The sequence below is a fragment of the Citrobacter amalonaticus genome (genome assembly GCF_018252635.1).
In the GTDB taxonomy this organism is placed as follows: domain Bacteria; phylum Pseudomonadota; class Gammaproteobacteria; order Enterobacterales; family Enterobacteriaceae; genus Citrobacter_A; species Citrobacter_A amalonaticus_E.
In genome coordinates, this window is the sequence record NZ_JAGTXM010000002.1 from 394,641 (window position 1) to 418,794 (window position 24,154).

Annotated in this window: 16 protein-coding genes and 1 tRNA gene; 8 read left to right on the forward strand and 9 right to left on the reverse strand. The window is 52.0% G+C overall.

Annotated elements, in window-relative coordinates:
- Positions 1-126 precede the first annotated feature (126 nt).
- The 7 genes from KE671_RS06440 (at position 127) to KE671_RS06470 (ending at position 9,435) form a co-directional block, all read left to right on the forward strand.
- Positions 127-915 carry an IclR family transcriptional regulator gene (locus tag KE671_RS06440; RefSeq protein WP_206162231.1) on the forward strand — a complete coding sequence of 263 codons (789 nt, stop codon included), beginning with the start codon at positions 127-129 and terminating at the stop codon, positions 913-915.
- A 4-nt stretch (positions 916-919) separates the two neighbouring features.
- Positions 920-1,825, forward strand: a complete 906-nt coding sequence (locus tag KE671_RS06445) for a dihydrodipicolinate synthase family protein (protein ID WP_206162232.1) — start codon at positions 920-922, stop codon at positions 1,823-1,825.
- A gap of 10 nt (positions 1,826-1,835) precedes the next feature.
- Positions 1,836-3,815 (forward strand): YjhG/YagF family D-xylonate dehydratase, encoded by a 1,980-nt coding sequence (gene yjhG, locus KE671_RS06450; protein WP_206162233.1) that lies wholly within the window; start codon positions 1,836-1,838, stop codon positions 3,813-3,815.
- Positions 3,816-3,906: 91 nt separating this feature from the next.
- Positions 3,907-5,256 (forward strand): GntP family permease, encoded by a 1,350-nt coding sequence (locus KE671_RS06455; RefSeq protein ID WP_206162234.1) that lies wholly within the window; start codon positions 3,907-3,909, stop codon positions 5,254-5,256.
- A 351-nt stretch (positions 5,257-5,607) separates the two neighbouring features.
- Positions 5,608-6,618 carry a LacI family DNA-binding transcriptional regulator gene (locus tag KE671_RS06460; RefSeq protein WP_206162235.1) on the forward strand — a complete coding sequence of 337 codons (1,011 nt, stop codon included), beginning with the start codon at positions 5,608-5,610 and terminating at the stop codon, positions 6,616-6,618.
- Positions 6,619-6,759: 141 nt separating this feature from the next.
- Positions 6,760-8,211, forward strand: a complete 1,452-nt coding sequence (gene nhaC / locus KE671_RS06465) for a Na+/H+ antiporter NhaC (protein WP_206162236.1) — start codon at positions 6,760-6,762, stop codon at positions 8,209-8,211.
- Positions 8,212-8,223: 12 nt separating this feature from the next.
- Positions 8,224-9,435 (forward strand): MalY/PatB family protein, encoded by a 1,212-nt coding sequence (locus tag KE671_RS06470; protein ID WP_206162237.1) that lies wholly within the window; start codon positions 8,224-8,226, stop codon positions 9,433-9,435.
- Positions 9,436-9,560: 125 nt separating this feature from the next.
- Here the strand turns inward: KE671_RS06470 and KE671_RS06475 are convergent, their stop codons facing one another.
- The 9 genes from KE671_RS06475 to KE671_RS06510 form a co-directional block, all read right to left on the reverse strand.
- Positions 9,561-9,734 carry a GnsA/GnsB family addiction module toxin gene (locus tag KE671_RS06475; RefSeq protein WP_206162238.1) on the reverse strand — a complete coding sequence of 58 codons (174 nt, stop codon included), beginning with the start codon at positions 9,732-9,734 and terminating at the stop codon, positions 9,561-9,563.
- Between the two features lie 208 nt (positions 9,735-9,942).
- A complete protein-coding gene (locus tag KE671_RS06480) occupies positions 9,943-10,173 on the reverse strand; it encodes a hypothetical protein (protein WP_142765003.1) in 231 nt (76 codons plus the stop codon).
- 71 nt (positions 10,174-10,244) lie between these two features.
- Positions 10,245-10,460: a cold-shock protein gene (locus KE671_RS22790; protein WP_241029777.1), complete on the reverse strand. Its 216-nt coding sequence runs from the start codon at positions 10,458-10,460 to the stop codon at positions 10,245-10,247.
- Positions 10,444-10,656 carry a transcription antiterminator/RNA stability regulator CspE gene (gene cspE / locus KE671_RS06485; protein ID WP_042319517.1) on the reverse strand — a complete coding sequence of 71 codons (213 nt, stop codon included), beginning with the start codon at positions 10,654-10,656 and terminating at the stop codon, positions 10,444-10,446. Before cspE ends, KE671_RS22790 begins: the two co-directional genes overlap by 17 nt.
- Before the next feature lie 197 nt (positions 10,657-10,853).
- A complete protein-coding gene (locus KE671_RS06490; protein WP_206162771.1) occupies positions 10,854-11,057 on the reverse strand; it encodes a phage holin in 204 nt (67 codons plus the stop codon).
- Between the two features lie 62 nt (positions 11,058-11,119).
- A complete protein-coding gene (locus KE671_RS06495; protein WP_206162239.1) occupies positions 11,120-11,929 on the reverse strand; it encodes a class I SAM-dependent methyltransferase in 810 nt (269 codons plus the stop codon).
- A gap of 266 nt (positions 11,930-12,195) precedes the next feature.
- Positions 12,196-12,741, reverse strand: coding sequence for an invasion associated locus B family protein (locus KE671_RS06500; RefSeq protein ID WP_206162240.1), 546 nt, complete (start codon positions 12,739-12,741; stop codon positions 12,196-12,198).
- A 23-nt stretch (positions 12,742-12,764) separates the two neighbouring features.
- On the reverse strand, positions 12,765-21,689 hold the full coding sequence (locus tag KE671_RS06505) for an autotransporter outer membrane beta-barrel domain-containing protein (protein WP_206162241.1): 8,925 nt from the start codon (positions 21,687-21,689) through the stop codon (positions 12,765-12,767).
- Between the two features lie 1,439 nt (positions 21,690-23,128).
- Positions 23,129-23,216, reverse strand: a tRNA-Ser gene (locus tag KE671_RS06510).
- A 274-nt stretch (positions 23,217-23,490) separates the two neighbouring features.
- On the opposite strand from KE671_RS06510, the gene yccA reads away from it, so the two are divergent.
- Positions 23,491-24,150 (forward strand): FtsH protease modulator YccA, encoded by a 660-nt coding sequence (gene yccA / locus KE671_RS06515; protein WP_012905355.1) that lies wholly within the window; start codon positions 23,491-23,493, stop codon positions 24,148-24,150.
- Positions 24,151-24,154 lie beyond the last annotated feature (4 nt).

Sequence of the window (24,154 nt, forward strand, 5' to 3'; positions counted from 1 at the left end):
TCAGCTATTCAAACTGCGCACAAGATCACATTTAATCATCGCATTACGGTTCAGCATGTTGAACAAAGTGTATTTTCACCTCAGCAATGCCGATAACATTTATTCTACCAGCAGGAGGATTCCATTATGGTTCGCAAAGGGTGTAATTCATTAATTCGTGCCGAAAAAATATTAACCCACATCGCATGGGTCGGCGTGGCGAGTTATATGGAGCTGCTAAAAGAATTTCAGATTCCCAAAAGCAGCCTGCTTAATTTATTAAATGTGATGGTGGAATGCGGATTTCTCATCAAAAATAAAAACGGTCATTACTCACTGGGAATAAAAAATTACGAGTTGGGTTGTCAGGCGCTACACCGTCAAAATATCTTTGAGGTGACAAAACGCCCAATGCAGGAGTTGTCACTGAAAAGTGGCCTGGTTTGCCATCTGGGTGCGATGGAGAGCATTTCAGCAATCTATCTCGACAAGATTGAAAGCCCGAACTCAGTACCAACGAGTAAAAGCTGGATTGGTAAAAAACTGGAATTACATATCACCGCACTGGGTAAGGCGTTATTAGCCTGGAAAACACGGGAAGAACTGGATTATTTTTTCGATGCGCTCACGTTAACACCGCACACGCGCAACACGTTTACCGATAAAAAATTATTTCTGGAAGAGTTGCAAAAAACGCGGCTGCGAGGATGGGCCATAGACAACGAAGAATCTACCTACGGTGCAGTATGTTTAAGTATGCCGGTATTCAATATGTATAACCGGGTGAACTATGCAATCTCGCTTTCAGGCGATCCTGTGGTTTATTCAGGAAATAAGATCGACGGTTATCTGGAACTGCTCCGCAAATGCGCCGGACAAATATCTTATGGGTTGGGCTACAGAAACGAAAATGAGTATTTACGAAAAGGAAACTGAGGTAATGAGAAAATTCAGCGGCATTATTCCACCGGTATCCAGCACGTTTCATCGTGACGGAACCATTGATAAAACGGCAATGCGCCAGGTTGCTGACTTCCTGATCAATAAGGGCGTCGATGGGCTGTTTTACCTTGGCACCGGGGGAGAATTTAGCCAGATGAATACCGCCCAACGCATGGCACTTGCCGAAGAAGCCGTGGCTGCGGTCGACGGGCGCGTGCCGGTATTGATTGGTGTTGGTTCGCCTTCCACGGATGAAGCGGTCAAACTGGCGCGACATGCACAAGCCTGCGGCGCTGACGGCGTTGTCGCCATCAACCCTTACTACTGGAAGGTTGCGTCGCGAAACCTTGACGACTATTACCAGCAGATCGCCCGCAGCGTCACGCTGCCGGTGATCCTGTACAACTTTCCGGATCTGACCGGCCAGGACTTAACTCCGGAGACGGTGAAACGTCTGGCGCTGCAAAATGAGAACATCGTCGGGATCAAAGACACCATCGACAGCGTCGGCCATCTGCGCGCGATGATTAACACCGTAAAGTCAGTGCGCCCGTCATTTTCGGTCTTCTGCGGCTACGACGACCATTTACTCAACACCCTGTTACTGGGCGGCGATGGCGCGATATCCGCCAGCGCGAACTTTGCACCTGAACTTTCTGTCGGTATTTACCGCGCCTGGCGTGAGGACGATCTGGCAACTGCCGCCACTCTGAATAAAAAGCTACTGCAACTGCCAGCGATTTACGCCCTGGAAACACCGTTTGTCTCGCTGATCAAATACAGCATGCAGTGCGTCGGATTACCGGTGGAGACGTATTGCTTGCCACCAATTCTTGACGTGTCAGAAGAAGCCAAAGAAAAAGTGCATGCACTGCTGGCTGCGCAGGGAATTTTATCGCTCTGAGGAGAAGATCATGTCTGTTCGCTCTATTTTTGCTGACGAAAGTCACGATATCTACACCGTCAGAACGCACGCTGATGGTCCTGACGGTGAACTGCCGCTCACGGCGGAGATGCTTATCAACCGCCCCAGCGGGGATCTGTTCGGAATGACCATGAATGCCGGTATGGGCTGGTCGCCGGACGAACTCGATCGCGATGGCATCTTACTGCTCAGCACGCTGGGAGGGTTACGCGGAGCAGACGGGAAGCCCATCGCGCTGGCGCTGCACCAGGGTCACTACGAGCTGGATGTTCAGATGAAAGCGGCAGCAGAGGTGATCAAAGCGAACCGCGCCCTACCCTATGCCGTGTATGTTTCCGATCCCTGTGATGGACGAACTCAGGGCACAACGGGCATGTTTGACTCACTGCCGTACCGAAATGACGCTTCAATGGTAATGCGCCGCCTTATCCGCTCTCTGCCCGATGCGAAAGCCGTCATTGGCGTGGCAAGCTGCGACAAGGGACTTCCAGCCACCATGATGGCCCTCGCCGCGCAACATGACAAAGCGACCGTGCTGGTGCCCGGTGGCGCAACGCTGCCCGCGAAGGATGGGGAAGATAATGGCAAAGTCCAGACCATTGGCGCACGCTTCGCCAATGGGGAGTTATCGCTACAGGATGCCCGCCGTGCGGGCTGTAAGGCCTGCGCGTCTTCCGGCGGCGGCTGTCAATTTCTGGGCACCGCCGGGACATCGCAGGTGGTAGCCGAAGGCCTGGGGCTGGCCATCCCGCACTCTGCGCTGGCGCCTTCCGGCGAGCCGGTGTGGCAGGAGATCGCCAGAGCCTCCGCGAGAGCGGCGTTGAACTTGTGTAAACAAGGCATCACCACCCGGGAAATCCTCACTGATAAAGCGATTGAAAATGCGATGACGGTTCATGCGGCGTTCGGCGGCTCAACAAACCTGTTGCTGCATATCCCGGCGATTGCTCATCAGGCAGGCTGCCATGTGCCGACCGTTGACGACTGGATCCGCATCAATAAGCGGGTGCCCCGCCTGGTGAGCGTACTCCCAAATGGTCCGGTTTATCATCCGACGGTCAATGCATTCATGGCGGGCGGTGTGCCGGAAGTGATGTTGCATCTTCGTCGACTTGGCTTGCTGCATGAAGACGTGATGACCGTCACCGGCAGTACGCTTAAAGAGAACCTGGACTGGTGGGAGCACTCCGAACGGCGGCAGCGATTTAAACAACTTCTGCGCGACCAGGAACAAATCGACGCCGACGAGGTGATCATGTCACCGCAACGCGCGCGGGAGCGCGGCCTGACCTCAACGATCACCTTCCCGGTGGGCAATATTGCCCCGGAAGGTTCGGTGATCAAATCCACCGCCATCGACCCCTCAGTGATTGATGAGCAAGGCATCTATTACCATAAAGGTGTGGCAAAGGTTTATCTGTCCGAGAAAAGCGCCATTTACGATATCAAGCACGACAAGATTAAAGCGGGCGATATTCTGGTCATTATCGGCGTTGGCCCTTCCGGCACCGGGATGGAAGAAACCTACCAGGTCACCAGCGCCCTGAAACATCTGTCTTACGGCAAGCATGTCTCACTGATCACGGATGCGCGTTTCTCGGGCGTTTCCACTGGCGCATGCATTGGTCACGTGGGGCCGGAAGCCCTGGCCGGGGGGCCAATCAGTAAATTACGCACCGGGGATATTATTGAAATTAAAATTGATTGCCGTGAACTTCAGGGCGAAGTCAATTTCCTCGGAACCCGTCACGATGAAACATTACCTTCACGGGAGGAGGCAACCGCAATATTAATCGCCCGCTCCAGTCATCAGGATTTACTTCCTGATCCTGAACTGCCAGACGACACCCGGCTTTGGGCAATGCTTCAGGCAGTAAGCGGCGGAACATGGACGGGCTGTATTTATGATGTGAATAAAATCGGCACCGCCCTGAGCGAGTATATTAATAACCACCTAAAGCAAAAATAAAAATATCCAGACTGCTGAATAATCCGGCTATGCATTAATGCGTTACGTAGTCGGATTATCACCGGTCACTACCCTACAATGAGAGGACGTTATGCCACTAATTATCGTTGTGGCAGGGATTGCTTTACTCCTGCTTTTAACCATTAAAATTAAACTCAATACGTTTGTTTCCTTAATTATTGTTTCGATTGTTGTCGCCATCGCCAGTGGTATGGATTTGAGTAAAGTCGTCACGTCGGTCGAATCCGGGCTTGGCGGCACGCTGGGCCATATCGGTTTAATCTTCGGCTTCGGCGTGATGCTCGGTCGCTTACTGGCTGACGCGGGCGGCGCACAGCGAATCGCCCTGACCATGCTGAATTACTTCGGTAAAAAGCGGCTTGACTGGGCGGTGGTCTGTTCAGCCTTTATCGTCGGTATCGCCCTTTTTTTCGAAGTCGGCTTAATTCTGCTGGTCCCTATTTTATTCGCTATTGCCCGTGAAGCGAAAATATCGCCGATGTTTATGTGCGTGCCAATGCTTTCCGGTTTGCTGGTCGCGCACGGTTTTTTACCCCCGCACCCTGGTCCAACCGTTATTGCACGTGAATATGGTGCGGATGTGGGACTGGTACTGATCTACGGCATTATTGTCGGTATTCCGACCTTTATTCTTTGCGGGCCGATATTGAATAAATTCTGTCAGCGGATTATTCCTGACGCGTTTAAAAAAGAGGGGAATATTGCCTCTCTCGGCGCGACCCGACGGTTCAGCGAAAGCGAAATGCCTGGCTTTGGCATCAGCTTTCTCACAGCGATGCTGCCGGTGATCCTGATGGCGGTCGTCACCATCATCCAGATGACCCATACCAAAACCGCTTCGGAGTCAGGCACGTTTTATAATGTGTTACTGTTCCTGGGCAACTCGACGATTGCGATGCTGATTTCGCTGCTGTTCGCCATTTATACCATGGGATTGGGCCGCGGAAAGTCGATCCCTGAACTGATGGATTCCTGCGGAAAAGCCATTGCGGGTATTGCCGGACTGCTGCTGATTATCGGCGGTGGTGGCGCATTCAAGCAGGTGCTCATCGATTCAGGCGTGGGTCAGTACATTTCAACCCTGGTCTCAGGCATGGATATTAACCCCATTCTGATGGCCTGGGGCGTTGCCGCGTTCCTGCGTATTTGTCTGGGCTCCGCCACCGTAGCGGCGATTTCTACCGCCGGGCTGGTTATTCCGCTACTGGCGGTACATCCCGACACCAACCTGGCGTTGATTACGCTGGCCACCGGGGCAGGCTCCTGTATCTGCTCCCACGTCAACGACGCCAGCTTCTGGATGATTAAAGACTTCTTCGGCCTGACCACCAAAGAGACACTGTTGTCCTGGACGCTGATGTCGACGCTGTTATCCATCTGTGGGCTGCTATTCATTCTGCTTGCCAGCATGATGATATAATTGTGCCTTCGCCAGTGGACCGCGTTAGCGGTTCACTGGTTCCCCTCTTTCACTCGTTTTCGGGTATCAGCAAAACATCCTTGCTTCCTAAGGATGTTTCATGCACGCGTTAAGACGACGGGGTAAATCGTCGTCATGGATTTCCAGCTTCTGTCCATCGGAATCTATAAAGTAGAAAGGCTTTCCTTACCAGCGTACAAAGCAAGATTTTCATCTCCGGCAACTCCCCGAGGTACACGCCCCCGCCTCCCGCTGCAATACAGGGGACGCTCAGTTGCATGGGGCTGGCGGTGGCTGAGGACAGGCAGGTAACATGTAAGGTCTTAAGCATTAAAAAAATAAGGTGACGTTATGGCAACGATAAAGGATGTTGCACAGCTAGCGGGCGTGTCAACCGCAACCGTTTCACGTGTCATCAATCAAACAGCATGGGTTGAACCCGTGACGCGTGAACGAGTAGAAAAAGCCATGAGGGAACTGAATTATCGTCGTAATGCCGCCGCGATTGCGCTGGCAAAGCGCAGCGGCGATATGCTCGGGTTATTGACAGGTAATCTTGCCGATCCCTTTTTTGCTCGCCTTGCGCGCGGTGTCGAGGAAGTCTCACGTGCTGAAAGATTCCGTTTGATGGTATGCAGCGGCGGCCACGACGAAGGCATGGAAAAAGCCGGGCTCGATTTTCTGATCAACCAGGGATGCGAGGCGATTGTGGTCCATGCAAGCCGATTGCCTGAAAAGGAGCTGCTGCGCTATGCGGCCCATTTGCCTGCCATGGTGGTGGTGAACCGCTATATTGCCGGCATGGCTAATCGCTGTGTATGGCTGGAAAATTGTCACGCTGCGAAAACGGCAACGCTGCATCTGCTGGAACAAGGTCACCGGTGTATTGCCTGTGTGACAAGTGATTTACCGATTATCGATCGCCACGAGAGACTGGAAGGATATCGCCAGGCGTTGGCTCAATATGGCATTACACCAGAAAAAAACTGGGTGATAAGCGTACCTTTTAACGAAGAAGGCGGCGAACGCGCAGCACACCAGCTTCTTAACTGCACGACTCCTTTCACCGCCGCAGTGACATTCAATGATGTGATGGCTGCCGGTATCATGCGCATTTTGCATCAGAAAGGCATTTCGCTACCGCAGCAACTCTCTATCGTAGGTTTTGATGACGTGGTGATGGCACGTTATCTCTTTCCGGCACTGACGACGATGCATTATCCGGTTGAACGGATGGCGCGTCGCGCTTCTCAACTGGCAATACAACTCTTTAAAGGAATGACTCAGCAGCCCGGCATGAATAACTTTGTTGCGGAACTGGTTATTCGGGATTCTGTTATTTCTCCTGAACGCAATGACTGAATGGTCAAGCCACTGAATCGTGATCTGCTTCAAATTTACCACTCTCATGTAATCGCTTACATGAGGGCGAACGAACGATCACAGTCAGCTAAAAGGGTGTTCATCTACTCTTGAGCGACCTTACAGACTGGAGATTCATCGATGAATGCCACTCAAAAAAAGAAAAAAACGCTCTCATTTGGACTGGCAGTGCTGCCAATCTTAGCCATGCTGCTGCTGTTGATTATTGGCTACGGCATCATGGGGTTGCGCATTGAACCATTGTTGCTCTGTTCTGCTGCTGTCGCCGCAGGATTGGCCTGGTGGCAGGGATATAGCTGGGAAGATATTATCAGCTCGATAGTGGACAAACTCGCGAAAGCGATGCCAGTTATCATGATTTTGATCTGCGTGGGTGCCTTGATTGGTACATGGATGTTCAGCGGCACCATTCCTTACATGGTGTACTGGGGACTCAAATTAATAAGCCCCGAATACATTCTCATCGCCGCCTTCTTCCTGACCAGTGTCGTATCGGTATGTACCGGTACCTCATGGGGTTCAGCAGGAACGGTTGGCGTCGCGTTAATGGGGGTTGCCGCTGGACTGGATGTTTCCCTGGCAGCAGCAGCAGGCGCTGTTGTTTCTGGCGCTTACTTTGGCGACAAAATATCGCCGCTGTCAGACTCAACCAATTTTGCGGCAATTGTCGCAGATACTACCCTTTTCGAGCATATTCAGCACTTATTATGGACTACGCTCCCCAGTTTTTTGCTGGCGGCCGTGGTTTATCTCATTGCGGGCCACAGTAATATGTTGGGCGAGGTCGCAACCCCCCAGCGTGTCACTGACATTGTCAATGCCCTGGAGTCGCTGTACCACTTTAATATCATTCTGATTTTGCCTCCTGTCATTGTGTTATGGGGTGCCATTCGTAAGAAACCAGTAATCCCTTTAATGTTGAGTGCCTGTGTGCTGGCCCTGGTGCTGGGGGTGATTGTGCAAGGACTCAGCATCAAGCAAGGGCTGGATGCCTTTATTGATGGATTCAACATCACTATGTTCGCGCAAGGTAGCGAAGGCATCATTGCTGACGTGCCCCGCCTGCTTAACCGTGGGGGAATGTTCTCAATGATGGGCACTATCCTTCTGGTATTTTGCGCGTTCTCTTTCGCAGGCGCCTTAACGTTAACAGGGGCGCTTAACATTATTATTAACCGCTTACTGACGGTCATTCACAGTGTCGGTCAGTTAATTGCGGCAACTATTGGTACCACGATTCTGGTGACCGGTGCGACAAGCGACGGAAAGCTGGCGCTGCTGGTTCCTGCTGAATTGTTTAAAGACGCGTACCGTCGTATGGGCCTTGATACCAAAAACCTTTCCCGCACCATTGAAGACGCGGGAACCGTGATTGAACCGCTATTACCGTGGACGTCTGCGGGCGTCTACATGGCAACGACGTTGGGGGTGAGCACGCTGGATTTACTTCCCTGGGCGATTCAGTGCTACGCCGCTATCTTCTTTGCCTTATTTTTTGGCTTCACCGGTATCGGCATTGCGAGAACATCCGCAGTGACAGAAAAAGAACAGAAGTTAACGGCAGCAGAATAGAAAGGGAACTTAATGGATTTTAATAAGATTATTGACCGCCACAATACGGGTTCGCTGAAATGGGACTTCATGACGCGGTATTTCGGTGAAGGTGCTAATGAACTGTTGCCAATGTGGGTGTCTGACTTTGACTTTACCTGCCCTGATGTTGTTCAACAGGCTTTAGTTCACCGCGTTAAACACGGTATTTTTGGATACAGTGAGCGACCGCAACTTTACTTCGATTCATTACGAGCATGGTTTTCGACCCGGCATCGACTGGCAATAGAGCAAGAGTGGATATGCAGTGTTGAAGGTGTCGTTCCGGGGTTGTCGCTGTTGGTACAAATGCTGAGCCAACCCGGAGAGGGTGTGGTGGTTCAGGGGCCCTGGTATGGATCCTTTGCAAAAATCATATCCCTCAACGGCAGACGGTTACTGGAGAATCCCTTGAATGAGGATTCCGTTACCGGTTATCAGATGGATTTTGTTCACCTGGAAATGCTGTTCCGCACTGAACATCCGCCATTAATGATTTTATGTAATCCGCATAATCCAACCGGCCGTTGTTGGACGGCACAAGAACTGGAACAACTCCTTATCTTGTGCGAGGAATATAATGTTACGTTGGTCTCCGACGAAATATGGGCTGAATTGTTACTTCCAGGAGAACAATTTACTTCCGTTTTGCATCTCGGAGAGCGCTGGCATTCACGCGTTATCTCTGCCACTTCCGCCAGTAAAACGTTTGGTTTATCGACATTACGTATTGCAAACTTTCTGATCCCCGCGACAGCATTGCGTGAACACTTTTTACGCCGTCTGGATGCGCATGGACTGGATGTATTCAATGCGCTCTCCATTGAGGCGAGTATGGCAGCATGGCAACACGGTGCGCTGTGGCTGGATGAGCTACTGGATTATCTGGCCGAGAATCGCCGGTGGTTTATTACCCAGGTCAATAACTATCTGCCCTGGGCACGGGTTGTCCCTTCCCAGGCAACGTATCTGTTATGGGTCGATTGCAAGGCGCTGGGACTGGACGATGAGCAACTCAAATGGGTAATGGCGGACGTTGCAGGAATTGCACCGTCAATGGGGAGCAGTTTCGGCCCGGCTGGCAAGGGGTTTATCCGCCTGAATCTGGGATGCCCACGTATTTACCTTGAAAAAGCGCTGGACGGATTGAAACGTATTGCATTTACCCCAACAAAGAATTTCACTCCATCAGCGAGTCGAAAATGATAACGCGCTTACGTTGAATGAACCGATGAATAGTTAAGTTAAAAGCGTGCGATCGTTATACGAGCCAAAAAGCATCATCTCTTGTGAAAGATGATGCTTTCATTGGTACTGGCCGTCGATGACGACTAGATTAAATTAATTTTGACGTCATAGCTTTCCAGTCCAGTCATTTTTTCTCGAGCAGTAAACTGGATATCAGCGACTTCTTTACCTGTCTTTTTTTTGAGCTCAGTTATTTTTTTAGTAATGAAATCAGAAATATCCGCTTCAGTTTTTCTTTTTAACTCTTCGATTTTCATTATGCACCTCTTATGGTCTGTATTGGCACCTCTGCCCGGCAGATCCCATGATTCATGTGATAACTTGAACAACCATTGGTATCTATAAACGATAAGTTGCAAAGTTTCAATAATCAAGAGGTTAGTGCATATTGTTTACACTAAGTTCGCTCAATAATTCAACAACCATTCACAACTTTACCCGTACTCATAAAGATATGAGCAGTAATCATTTAAAGAGTTTTGATGCTGCTTCAAGAATTTCTTCTGAAGTAACATCCCGGTCTGAAGCAACATAAACAATTTTATGATCTCCGGTTATAGATGGAAAACCTGCAGACATGACTTGAAGATGAGCTTTTTCCCCGTTAGGATACTCACGCATTATTGTAGTAATACTCTTCATTACTGATACTACTACCGCGGATTCTGAATTAAAAAACACTATCACTTTTTTCATAATTTCCCCGCATTCACTCTGTCAATAATAACCAAACAGAAATAAAAAAGGCCCCATAAGGAGCCTGAACTTTATTTTCTGAAATCTAATGGAGACTGACCAGAACGGATATACATTGCAATATTATCGAATGTAATCATTGTAGTTTTGCAAAAAATACATTTCGCGCCGAAAGGATTGCTATCAGTGACATCAAAAGATGACATTCTGTACTGAGACCCATGGCAACAAGGGCATCTGAAGTGAATATTATTAGTAATAACAGTTTCCTTAAAGGGCGACGACATTAACTGCCGAGGGACCTTTAGGACCCTGTTCAACACCAAACTCGACTTCCTGATTCTCATTCAGCGTTTTAAAATCGTTACTCTGGATAGCAGAAAAATGTACAAACACATCCTTACTACCATCTTTTGGAGTGATAAAACCAAACCCTTTTTCAGGATTGAACCATTTAACTAAACCAGTCATTTTGTTAGACATAATCGTTACCTTTTTTTGAGTAAGCCCTTAGGCAGAATGGTCCGTAAAAAAATTATCAGAGAGAAAAAGCCGACAAGGAAATCTCAATAGGAACAAATAATAAAATTATTACAGTGACTGCTTCAGATAAATTCGCAACAAACCAGAGCCCCATTAACGCATGATTAACACGACATAGCAAGATATAGTTTTGTAAGTCAGTAACACTCTGCTGCTGAACATGCTTTGATGTTAATCTTTAATTTGAAATACAGGTTCGTCAGGAGCCCAGACAGCAAGCTACCCGTGATGCCAATCGCAGCCCCCTGTTCGGGTGTATATCCATCAAAAAACCGCCTGAACCAGAACAGCGCGCTACCTCCTGATGAGGCATGCCGATGATGATTCCCGGCGCCTGAAATAAAAAAGGCCGCCGAATGGCAGCCTCAAAGTGAATGTGAAAATATTGGCGATACTATCGGACTTAGGCTTTTCTTGCGACAGCCAGCAGATGCGACGAAATACCATGCAATTCAGGTAATTCCTCAGTCAAGCGCAGATACTTCAGCAAAAGGGCCTTTTTGTCCTCTACCTGCATTATCTCATCCGTATCAATGATGCTGGCAAACCCCTCTACAGCGAACAGTCTGATATCCTGAAAACCTGTTTGCTGAAGCTCCTGCACAATTAACGACGGGGTATGAAAAAAAGCCGTAGTGAAATAATTTGGGTTGCTTTCAGGGTTTTCATGATTTCCCGTCAACAGATCGGTTTCCACGATACGTTGAAACAACGGGTCATTTATAAACTGGTATTTATATCCATCCACCAGCGAAGCGGCCCTGGATATATAGGTAAAAATAGCTACGCCGCCGGGTTTCAGAACACGAAGGCATTCCTCAATGCATTGCATCCTGTCTACGCTTTCCTGCAGGTGATACAGCGCCCCCATCAGCATCACCATGTCAAAAGTGTTACCATCCCATGGTAGTTTTCGCGCATCGCCGCAGGTGTACGATTGCAACTTGAAAGCACTTTGTTGTCCGCGCTGTCTGGCCTGCTCAATATGTTTGCTGGAAAGGTCCAACAGATGTACATGATGCCCCTTCTCTGCCAGCCAGAATGAATAAAAACCATTTGCGCCGGCGATATCAGCAATAAGCATGGGGGAAGGCGTTAAAAATCGCTGAATAATCTCCTGAGAGCGGATAAATTCCAGCGTATTTACTGCGAAGCGGTTTGCCTCGTCGAAGTGACTCTCATAGAAGTCGTAGACACTTTCATTGTTTTCCATAACCCATTGTCTCCTGAAGAAAATTCCGTATTGTTTCGTTGATTGAGTTCTATAACTATGCTGAATATCTAAGTAACCACTATTAACATACTACAGCACTTTTTACGAACACATCTGCTCACGTATTCACCACTTTGCTAAAGACACTTCCCGGACCGCTGCGTGACCAGCAGAATTTTCACATTGGTATGTGGCAGCTCCGGAAGATGTCGAACCCTCTTCGCTCGGCTTTGGAGACCAGCGCTCGCCCGGCGGCAGGGCTTTTATTAAGATGGTGGCGTATCCGTCTTTTTCCCCTCCAGGAACTGAATCCGTCGCAACGCTTTATCCAGTCCATCAACCGGCAACTGTAGTTCAGTTTTCTTGTCGGCACCTCCTGCATTTTTACCGGTCAGCGTCCATTTACTGGCGGCCATCAGTGTCTGAAGCTGTTCTTTATTCCACTGAACCGGGATGACACACCCTTCCGGTACACAGGTACTGAACTTCAGTGTCTGCTGTTCCTTATCATCTGCAGACAGACTGATGCCATCCATAAGCGCCATACCAAATGGCAGGACCAGTTTTCCGGTTAAGGAAGTATCAGGTGTTCCACTCAGTTCCGCAGATAACACCCTGACACCCGAAGTTGCCTGCACCTGCACTGCAGAGCATTCCATACCGGCTTTTGCCTTACTTTCCTGACAGACAGCCATCCAGTTGCCATAGCGCTCCTGAAGCACCATCGCATCAGCACCATCAGGCAAAACGGCCTGAACCTGAGACCCTGCCACCATACAATAAAGTACGACTCCAGCTAATAAACGTTTCATTAATGCTTTTCCTGTGCTGTTGCTTACCAGTTATATTTCACCCCGAGCATGCCCTGGGTATCGCTGTAGCCGTTATCACCCATCTGCACACCGACATGACCCCAAACACTCAGGCGGTCGTTCAGCTTGCCTTCCACCCCGGTGCGGATTTCGCCCAGGTTGCGCGAGCCGTCACGGCTGACTTTGGTGCCATCCATCTTCACACCAAAGCGTTCAGTGTTATGGATCCAGTTCACCTCCACGAACGGCTGGAACTTACGCTGTTTACCGTCATCCATTTTGTGGTGACTGTTCAGGTACGTTCTCACCCCGAGGCGGGTCTGAATATTGCCGTCGCCCTGAGTTTCAATGCGGGTGCCGTCGTTGCGGGTGTGTGTATCCCCCTTCACGCCCATCCAGGTGACCTGCGCCTGCGGCTGGACATACCAGGTGTTCAGTGTTCCCTGGCTGCCGTAAAACTCCCCGGCTTTCAGGGTATAACCGGCTTCCAGAGAAGCCGTCAGCCCTTTCGATTTGTCGCTGTCGCTTTCACGGTTGTCGGACTCCACCCTGCTGTCAAACCAGTTGTACAGCATCCAGCTGTCGACATACGCCCCGGTTTTGTCCGCTTCGTTCTGGTACCAGGTGCCGTACAAACCGGCGCTGTAGCCGCTGACCCGTCCGTCTGAACCATAACCTGCGCGGTCGCTGCGGGTGTTGCTGTGTTCGTTGGCATAGCCGCCCATCACGCCCAGATGCCAGCGGTCGGTGCCGTCGGTACTCCACTGTGCGATGTCGCCACCCAGTTGCAGCACATAGCGGTTGCTCTGCGTTTTCAGTTGGCCATCACCGGCAGAGGAACGTTCGTGTCCGCCGACGTGACGCAGCCACATACTGGAAGCCAGCCCCTCGTCTTTCAGCGCGTTGGTGTACTGCGGCTCGCCGAGACGGTCGTGCAGACGATGGTTAAACAGCGTGTTGGCCGCCGCGATGTTGCTGATGTAGCTGCCTGCTTCCGGGCGCAGCGCGTCCGGGGCGGTAGGGTCGACAACCGGCGGATCCTGTACAGGTACCGCACCATTCCATTTACTGGTCAGATACCAGTTCTTCGCCGCCGCATCAGTACCTTTTGCCAGCGTATAGACATACGCCCCGGCTTCTACACTACCGTTCACTAACGCAAAGTGACCGGCTGAGTTTCCATCCACCTGAACCAGTTCAATGCCGTTCACCGTCTTCGCACCGCTACCGCCGACGTTATTCACGTCAACACGCGTGTTGCCGCTGGTGTCACCATGCACCGTCAGTTTATCCGTCGGGGAGTTGTCACCGTTCAGTACCGTATTGAGAACCAACAAACCGGCCTTACCAGTGTAATTGCCATTAACCGTCAACCGATTACCTGCTTCATTCCCGACAAGAGACACCGTCCCGCTGTTCACAACATTTCCGCCCACCAGACCCTGTCCGGCCAGCATACCGCCGGACGCCACCGTCACATCACCAGCCCCCGCGCCACCCAGTACCGTATCAGGCGAAGCCAACATCACAGTGGCGCCGTCGGCCACCGCCACACCGGCCGTCATACTACTGTTTACACTTTCCACTGTCAGGACACCGCCGTTCACATTAAGCTGGCCACCCCCGGTTATTTCTCCCTGTACGCGGCCCCCCTGTGACAGATTCAGCGTCCCGTCATTCAGTGCCAGCGTCCCGTTCTGCATGGTATTCAGGCGTCCGGCTGACTGGATGGTGCCGTTAAGGTCTGCTTTCGCACCGCTATTAATCGCCAGCGTCGCGGTGGCGCCCAGCGCACCGTCCACATCAGTACGCAAGGTACCGCTTACCACGCTGGTGTCGCCGGTGTAGTCGTTGCCGCTGTTGGAGAGTGACAGCACATCACTGCCTGTCGTACTGATGGCGAGGTTACCGCTACCCGTAATGCGGGCGGACTGGTCTGCGGCCGCATCGGTGGCACCCGGCGTCCCGTCGAGCGTCAGGGTCTGATCCTGCTGGATATCCAGCTCTTTCAGACCGTAGTTGACATACAGACCATCCTGGCTACCGGTAGTCCCGGTGGTGGTCATGCGGAAATCCCAGGTGCCTTTAGCCACCGTGGCACCGCCCTGGGCGATATCCACCTCTGTGGCGTCACTGATGGTATTGCCATTCTGGTCATGTAGCACCAGGTTTCCACCGCTGCCGCTAACCTGAGAGGCACTGACCAACTCAAGCGTCACGTTCGCCTCATCCTGCGTCATCAGGGATGATTGGGTGTCGGTCTCATGGTCAGGAATATAGGCCTCAGGGATGATAATCTGCACCGTGCCGTTACCGGTTGCATCCAGCGCACCGGCGGTCACATGGCTGTCAGCCATTTTCCCATCTGGCGCCATCGCGTTAAACACCGTCTCACCACCGGCATAAGCGAGGCCGCCAATGGTCTGATCCCCGTCCGCCACCGTGATGCGGCTTCCAGTATTCGCTTTAAGGATGGCATTGGTCAGGGCAGAAGTATTCACGCCACTGAGGCCCAGGGTTGCGTTATTCAGATCCACGGTTCCGCTAAAGGCATTGCCCGCTGCTGACGAAAAGTTAAATGCTTCGCCTGCCGTATCCACCTTCAGCACACCAGCACCGGTCAGGACATTCTGCAGGGTGAAAGCCCCTGCCGTGGCCAGGTCAACCAGCCCGTTATCGTTCAGGGAAGCCGACGCAGGCAGTGTAGTGTCTCTCACGTGCAACGAACTGCCGCTCTGAACATCGTATTTACCAGAAAATGGACTGCCTGTGTCCGTGAAAGTCACCTCTGCGTTGCCCGTCAGGACCACCGTACCAGCCCCTGTAACACGGCTGTTCAGGTTACCTTCATACGCATCCAGCGACAGGATACCGGTATTATGGGTATTGACCGTTGCCGTTGCCGTGTTATCAGCCCCGGAAGCATGCAGCCGGGTTCCATCCGTCACGTCCCAGGTCCCGGTAAACAGGCGGTTATCCGCTGTAGCCGTTACATCCGTTTCGTTATTCAGCGATACGATACCTTGCCCGCTGAGACGGTTCACAAGCGTCCCCGTCACGCCATCCAGCGTCAGCGTACCGTTATCGGCAATACCACCGGTACCTGCACCCAGCACATCATTAATGACCACTTGCGCACCATTGCTGATGGCGGTAGTGGCACTCAGGCCACTGTTGGCGCCGTCAATCGTCAGCATGCCGCCGCCGATGTTCAGGTTACCGCTGCCGGTCAGGCTACCATTGCTGAGGCCGCCGTTTGCCAGCGTCAGTGTGCCGCCATTGAGGTTGAGGGTCGAGCCTGCCTGGCCAGTCAGCAGACCCGACGTTTGTACTGTGTTGTTAAGGTCTGCCGTGGCACCGCTGCTGATACTCAGCTCATCAGTATCACCCAGCGCACCATCGGCATCTGTCCGTAATGTTCCTGCCTGTACCTGCGTGGTTCCGCTGTAGTCGTTAAGACCATTGGACAGAGAAACACGTCCGGCCGTATTAATGGCAAGGTTACCCGTCCCGGAGATTTTCGCCGACATGTCCGCATCTGCGCCGGTGGCACCCGCGAACTCTGCCAGCGTCAGCGTCTGTCCTGCACGGATATCCACTTCCTTCAGGCCATAGTTGATGTACAGACCGTCACCGGGTGCTGTGGTCATGCGGATACCGTACTGGCCGTCTGCCACCACCGTTCCGTTCTGCGCGATGGCAATATTCTCGTCGGTACCAATGGCAATTCCGTTCTGGTCGGTGAGCGTCAGGGAGCCGCCGGAGCCGATGACCGTGTCTGCCTGTACCAGTTGAATACCCGGCCTTGTGTCATCCTGCTGTAGCAGGTTGAGGTTGGTATCCGGGTCTGCCGTCAGACCCGGGTCATTCCATGGGTCAGTGAGTGTTACCTGAACATTGCCGATTCCGTTCGCCTGAATATCACGACCGTTACGGGTGAAGGTGCCTGCTCCGGCAACCAGCGTTCCCGTCTGGAGAGAGCCGCCAGACAGTGCCGCACCCGGCAGAGAAATATCCAGCGCCAGAGTGCCGCCATTAAAGGCCAGACCGTCGGTATGCTGAACACCATCGCTCACCGTGGTGGTGTTACCGGTACTGGTCATCAGCATGGCATTTGTCAGTGCCGCGGCGTTATCGCCGGACAGGGCAAACGTGCTGTTTTTCAGGTCAGCGACACCGGCGAAGGCAGTGCCGGCAGACGAGGCAAAGGTAAAGGTGTCTGCGCCTGACGCCAGGTCCACACTCAGCAGGCCGCTGCCGGTGAGCAGGTTGCTGAAGGTGAAATTACCTGAACCATCCGTGGTGGCGCCTGCCACTTCAAGCGTTCCCGGCGCGGCAATGTTCACAGCGCTGGTGCCCAGACCGGTGTTGCCTGTGGTGGACTGTGACGTGGTGGTGAGGGTACCGCCGTTAATTTGTGTGGTGCCGCTATAAGTGTTCTCGGTGCTCAGAACCGTATGCCCCGCATCCTGCATCACCGTGCCGTTGCCGGTTATCAGTTGAGTGAACTGATAGCCGCCGGCGGTGGTCGGGTCGGTTTCGGTATGGTTGAAGACGAGAGTGCCCGTCCCTGCGCCCATGTTCACACTGTCGGCGCCGGTGATAAACCCTGCGCCGGTTGCCGACTCACCGTGTGCGGCACCGATGTTGAGTGTGCCTGTACCACCTCCGATGGCGGCAATGGAAACAGGCACGTCGTTGGTCACCGCCAGCGTACCACCATTGGAGAGTGTCATCGCGGCATCGCCCAGTCCGCCAATCTTCACCTGTCCCGCATTGAGCACTGCATTGGCTCCGTCTACCGTAACGGTGGCGATGCTTCCGGCTGCACTGGCAAGCTGTGTGTTTCCGGCAGTGACCGAACTGTTCGCATGGATATTGAGCGTACCTGTACCGGACTGCGCCACGGTCAGATTCTGGGCGACGCCGTTATTGACAAGACTCCACGTTCCGCCACTATTGACATCAACCGTACCCGTACTGTTTGCAATACTACCCACCACACCAACACCGGTACTGTTCACTGTGCCACTGTCAGAAATGTTTAGCGTACCCAGCCCGCCATACCCCACCGTCAATCCTGTTGTGTTCAACACGGAGTCCTGGCCATTGACATTCACGGTACCGACTCCCGTAGCGGCATTACCAATCGTCGTGCCTCCGGCAGTGACCGTCCCGGTAGTATTGATATTGAGCGTGCCCGTACCGCTGTTACCCACGGTCAGGTTTTGTGCCACTCCACTGGCATTGACCAGATTCAACTCTCCACCGCTGCTGGCATTGACTGTGCCATTACCGCCCGCCACGGTACCAATGGAGGTACCAGTGAGGCCATTCATTACTGCATTATGGGTCAGCGTTACGGTAGCAGCGCCTGAACTCCCAACGTTCAATCCACTGATACTTGTCCAGGTGGACCCTTCACCATCGACCAGAATATCAGCGGTATCATCCGCATAAGTGCCAAGGATAGTCTGGACAGCCGTTACGGCTCCCCCATTTGTGACCCGGACGACGCCGGTATTGCCTGGCGAGGAACCTCCGACATAAAGCAGGGCAGGCGAAACGTCGAGTGTGGAGCCAGCTCCATCAACATTTACCGTGCCGTTGATCCGGTTGACACCATAAGCCGTGATGGTAGTGCTTCCGCCCTGGGTGATGTCCAGCGTCCCACCGGAGTTGACGGTAAAATTGGACCCTGTCAATCTGGAATCCGCACCATCAACTTCGGCTGTTCCAGTGATACTAATGCCGATTCCTGCGGGGATATTATTTACCAGGCCCCCATTTGTGACTGAAAGGTCGCCGGTTACCCACAGGGCACCTGCGTTATAGGACAAGGTGGAGCCTGCACCGTCTACGGATACTGTACTTCCGTCAGCGATAAATATGCCGTAGGGCGTATTCTGTTCAACCACGCCACCATTGGTTATGTTGAGCGCACCTTTGCCGCTCTGACCAATATACGTGTTGCCATTCACAAGATTCAGAATGGACCCGGCACCATCGACGTTCAATGTGCCATCACCTGTAGCAGACTTGCCAAGAAGTGCCGCACCGGTGGTAATTGTTCCGCCATCATGGATATTGACCGTACCTGCAGAGTTATTCCCCACAGTCAATATTTGCATGCCGTTATCCCATGATGCCCCCGAGCTAACGTCTATTGTTCCGCTACTGCCAGCGGTATTGCCCAGGGTGACGCCTGCGGTTTTCACCACGCCGCCGTCAGTCACCGTCATTGTACCTGTACCGGCCTGGCCCACGGTCAGGTCTCCGGTATTCAGTACAGCCCCCTGACCATCCACGTTCACTGCACCCTCGCCAGTAGCCTGAGCACCAATCAGAGTGTCATCAGCATTCACCACACCCGTGTCATGAATATTCAGGGTGCCCGTGGTACTGTTGCCCACCGTGAGCGTGCCGTTACCATTGTTCCATTCCGCCCCGGTACTGACATCCACCGTGCCGGTACCTGCACCGGCGTTACCGATGGTGCCACCCTGGCTGGTTACCCGCGCATTATCCGTCAACGTCATCGTGCCGGTACCTGAACCACCGGTGGTCAGTGTGCCGGTCAGATTCCACTGTGAGCCCGTTCCGTCAACGATGACGGTACCCGTACTGTTCGCTGCAGTACCCACAATGCCTGCGCCGGTGCTGTTCACTATTCCACTATCAGCAATCGTCAATGTACCCTGACCGAGATTAGCGACTGTCAGGGTTGTGGTATTCAGAACGGCATTGGTTCCCTCTACCTTCACGGCACCTACTCCCGTAGTCGTGCCACCAATGGCTGTGGCTCCTGCGCTAACCATGCCATCCGTGCTGACATTAAGCGTGCCAGTACCGTTGTTCCCCACGGTCAGGTTTTGCGCCACTCCGTTATTGATGAGATTCCACTGTCCACCACTGCTGACATTGGCCGTCCCCGTACTGTTTGCGATGCTCCCCACGAGGCCAGCGCCAGTACTGTTCACAACACCATTGTTTGCGATAGTGAGCAGACCCAGACCATAGCTGCCCACGGTCAGCGCAGTGGTGTTCAGCGCAGCATCAACACCACTGACGTTTACGGTACCTGAACCAGCCACGGCACCACCAACTGTGGTAACGCCTGCAGTGACTGCTCCGCCAGTGTTGATATTGAGGATACCCGTACCGTTATTCCCCACGGTCAGGGTTTGCCGGATACCGCTGGCATTAATCAGATCCCATAACCCACCGTTGCTGACATTAACTTCACCAGTGCTGTTCGCCCCAGCCCCCACAGCACCTGCACCTGCGCTGTTTACGACACCGCTGTCAGTGATGTTGAGCGTACCTGTGCCAGACTGTCCCATGGTCAACCCGGAGGTTTTCATTAAGGCATCTGCCCCATCCACGTTTACGGTTCCCACACCCGTTGCACCATTGCCAATGAACGTGTTTCCGGCAGTGACCGTCCCTGTGGTGTTAATATTGAGTGTACCGTTACCCTGGTGCCCAACCGTCAGATTCTGCGCAGTTCCGGTCGCAGTACTGACTAAATTCCAATGGGAACTGCTGCTTACATCAACCGTTCCTGTGCTTCCTGCGTTTGCTGCGACAGTCCCTGTACCACTGCTGTTCACAACACCATTATCGGTGATAGCAAGCGTACCCTGACCGACAGAACCGACTGTCATGGCGTTGGTATTCAGTACCGCACCCGTGCCGTCAACAGTCACGGTACCGGTACCGCCCGGGCCAAACGACGGCAGGTAAAAGCCGATATGGGTTGTCCCGGCTGTCACGCTGCTGCCTGCATGGATATTGAGCGTACCTTCTCCGCTACCACCCACGACCAGGCTCTGACTAACACCGCTGTCATTTACCAGGTTCCATTGACCGCCCGTACTGACATCAACGTCACCTGTGCCGCCTGCTACGTTACCCAGGGTGCCTGCCCCGGTACTGTTCACAACCCCACTATCAGTGATGGTGAGGGTACCTTGACCGGACGCGCCTATAGTTATCGCTGCGGTATTCAGCAACGCGTCAATACCATTGATGTTCGCCGTGCCCACGCCCGTAGCTTGACTACCAATGCCGACAGAACCGGCAGTCACATTGCCTGTAGTGTTGATATTGAGCGTACCGGTACCGCTATTACCTATGGTCAATCCCTGAGCGACTCCACTGGCATTAACCAGATTCAACTGTCCGTTGCTGCTGACATTAACCACGCCATTGCTGTTCGATGAGTAGCCGATCATCCCAAAACGGGCACTGTTCACTACTCCCCCATCAGCAATGGTAAGCGTACCGGTACCATTTAAGTGCAAATAATCTGAGCCCACATATAGCGAACCCCAACTCGCTGATGGGGAACCGGTAGCGTTCAGTACAGAATTGGGGCCTTTGACAGTCACGGTGCCGCCCCCCGTCGCGCCCACGCCAATGGTAACGGTAGAGGATGAATTGACTTCCCCTCCATTGGTAATGTCAAGCGTACCCTCGCCGGCGTTACCCACTACCATTTCCGCGGTATTCATTACCGCACCGGCCCCATCTACTGTGACGGTACCTGTGCTACCGGCTACTGACCCAATCGTACTGTAATCACCGGTTACGGTGCCGCCGTTGCTGATGCTGAGCTCACCCGTACCACCATTGGTACTGCCCACGATAATGTTTCCTGCATCTGCGACGGGATTATCTTGTGTGACGGACAGGGGACTGTTACCCAGACTGCTGTCCACCGTCAGGTCAGCAGAGGCAATACCTGGCAGCGCCATCAGTACCAGCAGAGAAAGCAGGCGGAGTCGTGAGGGGGCAGAGTATGAGATATGAGCATCCTGCGGGGAGGTAAGAGCGGAAGTGACAAGACATACGGATGATGTCCGATACTTCCCGCTCACCAGTTCAGAGCAGACCTGGAAAACGCGCAGCGTGCTGTTCCAGATTACGCGATAAGTTTTGTTCATGGTGGACACCTCTACACTGTTCCGGTACTGGCTACACAGGTACCCGGTCCCTGGACCATACCTGTACCACCACACATGAAGGGGGTAGTGTCTGTGCAGAGAAGATGTTTTGCATCTCCGCCATCCTGTTCCGGATTCATTTTTTGTGTTGCCATTGTCCGCAGCACGCCTGGTGATTTGCTAAAAAAGGAATTAATTGTTTTAATCATGTTGTGCGCTCGTTATATATCTGGTGCCATCTTAATCTGCGTAATGCTTTATAATGGGGGACTGCTGACAGAAATAAGAATATTCTCCTTGCTGAACAGCGGATACCATTAATCGCTTCAGAAATATTTCCTGAAGTAGGTTTATAGTGACATTAAGTGGGTGGTTTATTTACTCTCCTGTCAATGCCCTGCCTGAAAATAAACAGAAATTCAGTAAGTTATTTTATTATCCCTATTGCACAAAATAACTTTATAATAATTGTGGTTATATATCAGAACGTCGGACGCCACAGATAAAGATAATTAACACAACAGAAACATTTCATATCACCTGAGCTTTCCCGGTAAAATATTATCAAAACCGTGATGCAGGCAATGCTTCTGACTCTCTATACATTAACGCTACTTAACTATTTCAAGGGCAGTATTGCATGGCGCATAAAACGAATCAATACACCAGGACCGGCTCCGAAACGCGATAAGTCATTCACCGCAATTAATGATGCAAGTAAATTCTCATACTGACTTTCAGCCATGGTTTATTCATCCGCAACTTACGTCATATGCAATCAGAGCAACCAGGATATTTGATAACGGCATTAGGAATTTTATACTTATAGATAGCCAGAAAATTATTTTTGCAAATAGCATTTTTTGTTATCGTGCTCACTGATCTGTAAAATAAGAATTTTCAGATATGTTGCCTGTTCCGTGAAAGCCAGGCACAGACGCACGACAAGGCAGGAAATATAGCGGGTGGCGTGGCTACAGGAACCTATAAACACACTCTCAACAACATTAATCCAGAAATGATGAATTATAGTGATTAATTATTTCGCTTCTTACCGGCATTATTCGTTAATATTGATAACGATTTGCGACAAAAATCTCACACGATATCCGCCAGTAAAGACTCAGTCTGCACCTGTCTTGCCGTGTGTGGCATGCCGTCCGGCATGCTATCTTTAAACTGGTCACAGTACGACAGGTTCAGGGAACGCCGTTGGCTCTGCCGGCGACGCTGCCTGAAGCCCGGAACCATTTCATTCCTGGGCTGCCTCTACCAGCCACAGGTCTTATGTAACGCCCGGGTGGAAGAGAAGCGTGATGCCATGCAGTCACTGCTTCTCCCGCTACCAGCACAAGCCAACCATAAATGGCACTCCAATTGGCACAACAGAATAAGCAGAAAAAAAAGCCCAAGTCAATGAATGACTTGGGCTTTATATCTGGCGGAAGCGCAGAGATTCGAACTCTGGAACCCTTTCGGGTCGCCGGTTTTCAAGACCGGTGCCTTCAACCGCTCGGCCACACTTCCGGAATGAGGCGCACTATAAACATCCCGATGCGCCGTGTAAAGCCCGAATGTGTTCGTTTGCCTGAAAAACAGTCAAAATGCTATTAATAGCCTGAAATAACAACAAATTGACCATATATTCAGCACATTACTCACGCCAGATCTGCCAGGCACTGTCATCCGCGATGAAAGCTGATGTAGATCAAATGAGTAAAGATGGGTAAAAGCGCTGTGTCGCCGCCTGTGTTTTCATTATCCTCCATCCTTAATTACATCTGTCATAAGAGAGTGACTCATGGATCGTATTGTAAGTTCATCACATGACCGTACATCGCTACTCAGCACGCACAAGGTGCTGCGTAATACCTACTTCCTGCTGAGCCTGACGCTGGCGTTTTCAGCGATCACCGCTACCGCCAGCACCGTGCTGATGCTGCCCTCTCCGGGTCTGATTCTGACGCTGGTAGGGATGTACGGGCTGATGTTCCTGACCTATAAAACGGCGAACAAGCCAAGCGGTATCATTTCTGCGTTTGCCTTCACCGGCTTCCTCGGTTACATCCTTGGGCCGATTCTGAACGCTTACCTGTCCGCTGGGATGGGTGACGTGATAGGGATGGCGCTGGGCGGTACTGCGCTGGTGTTCTTCTGCTGCTCCGCCTACGTGCTGACCACCCGCAAAGACATGTCCTTCCTCGGCGGCATGCTGATGGCGGGTATTGTGGTGGTACTGATTGGTATGGTTGCTAACATCTTTTTGCAACTGCCGGCGCTGCACCTGGCGATCAGCGCGGTGTTTATCCTGATTTCTTCAGGCGCAATCTTGTTTGAAACCAGCAACATCATCCGTGGCGGTGAGACCAACTATATCCGCGCAACGGTCAGCCTCTACGTTTCGCTGTATAACATCTTTGTCAGCCTGCTCAGTATTTTGGGCTTCGCCAGCCGCGATTAACGGC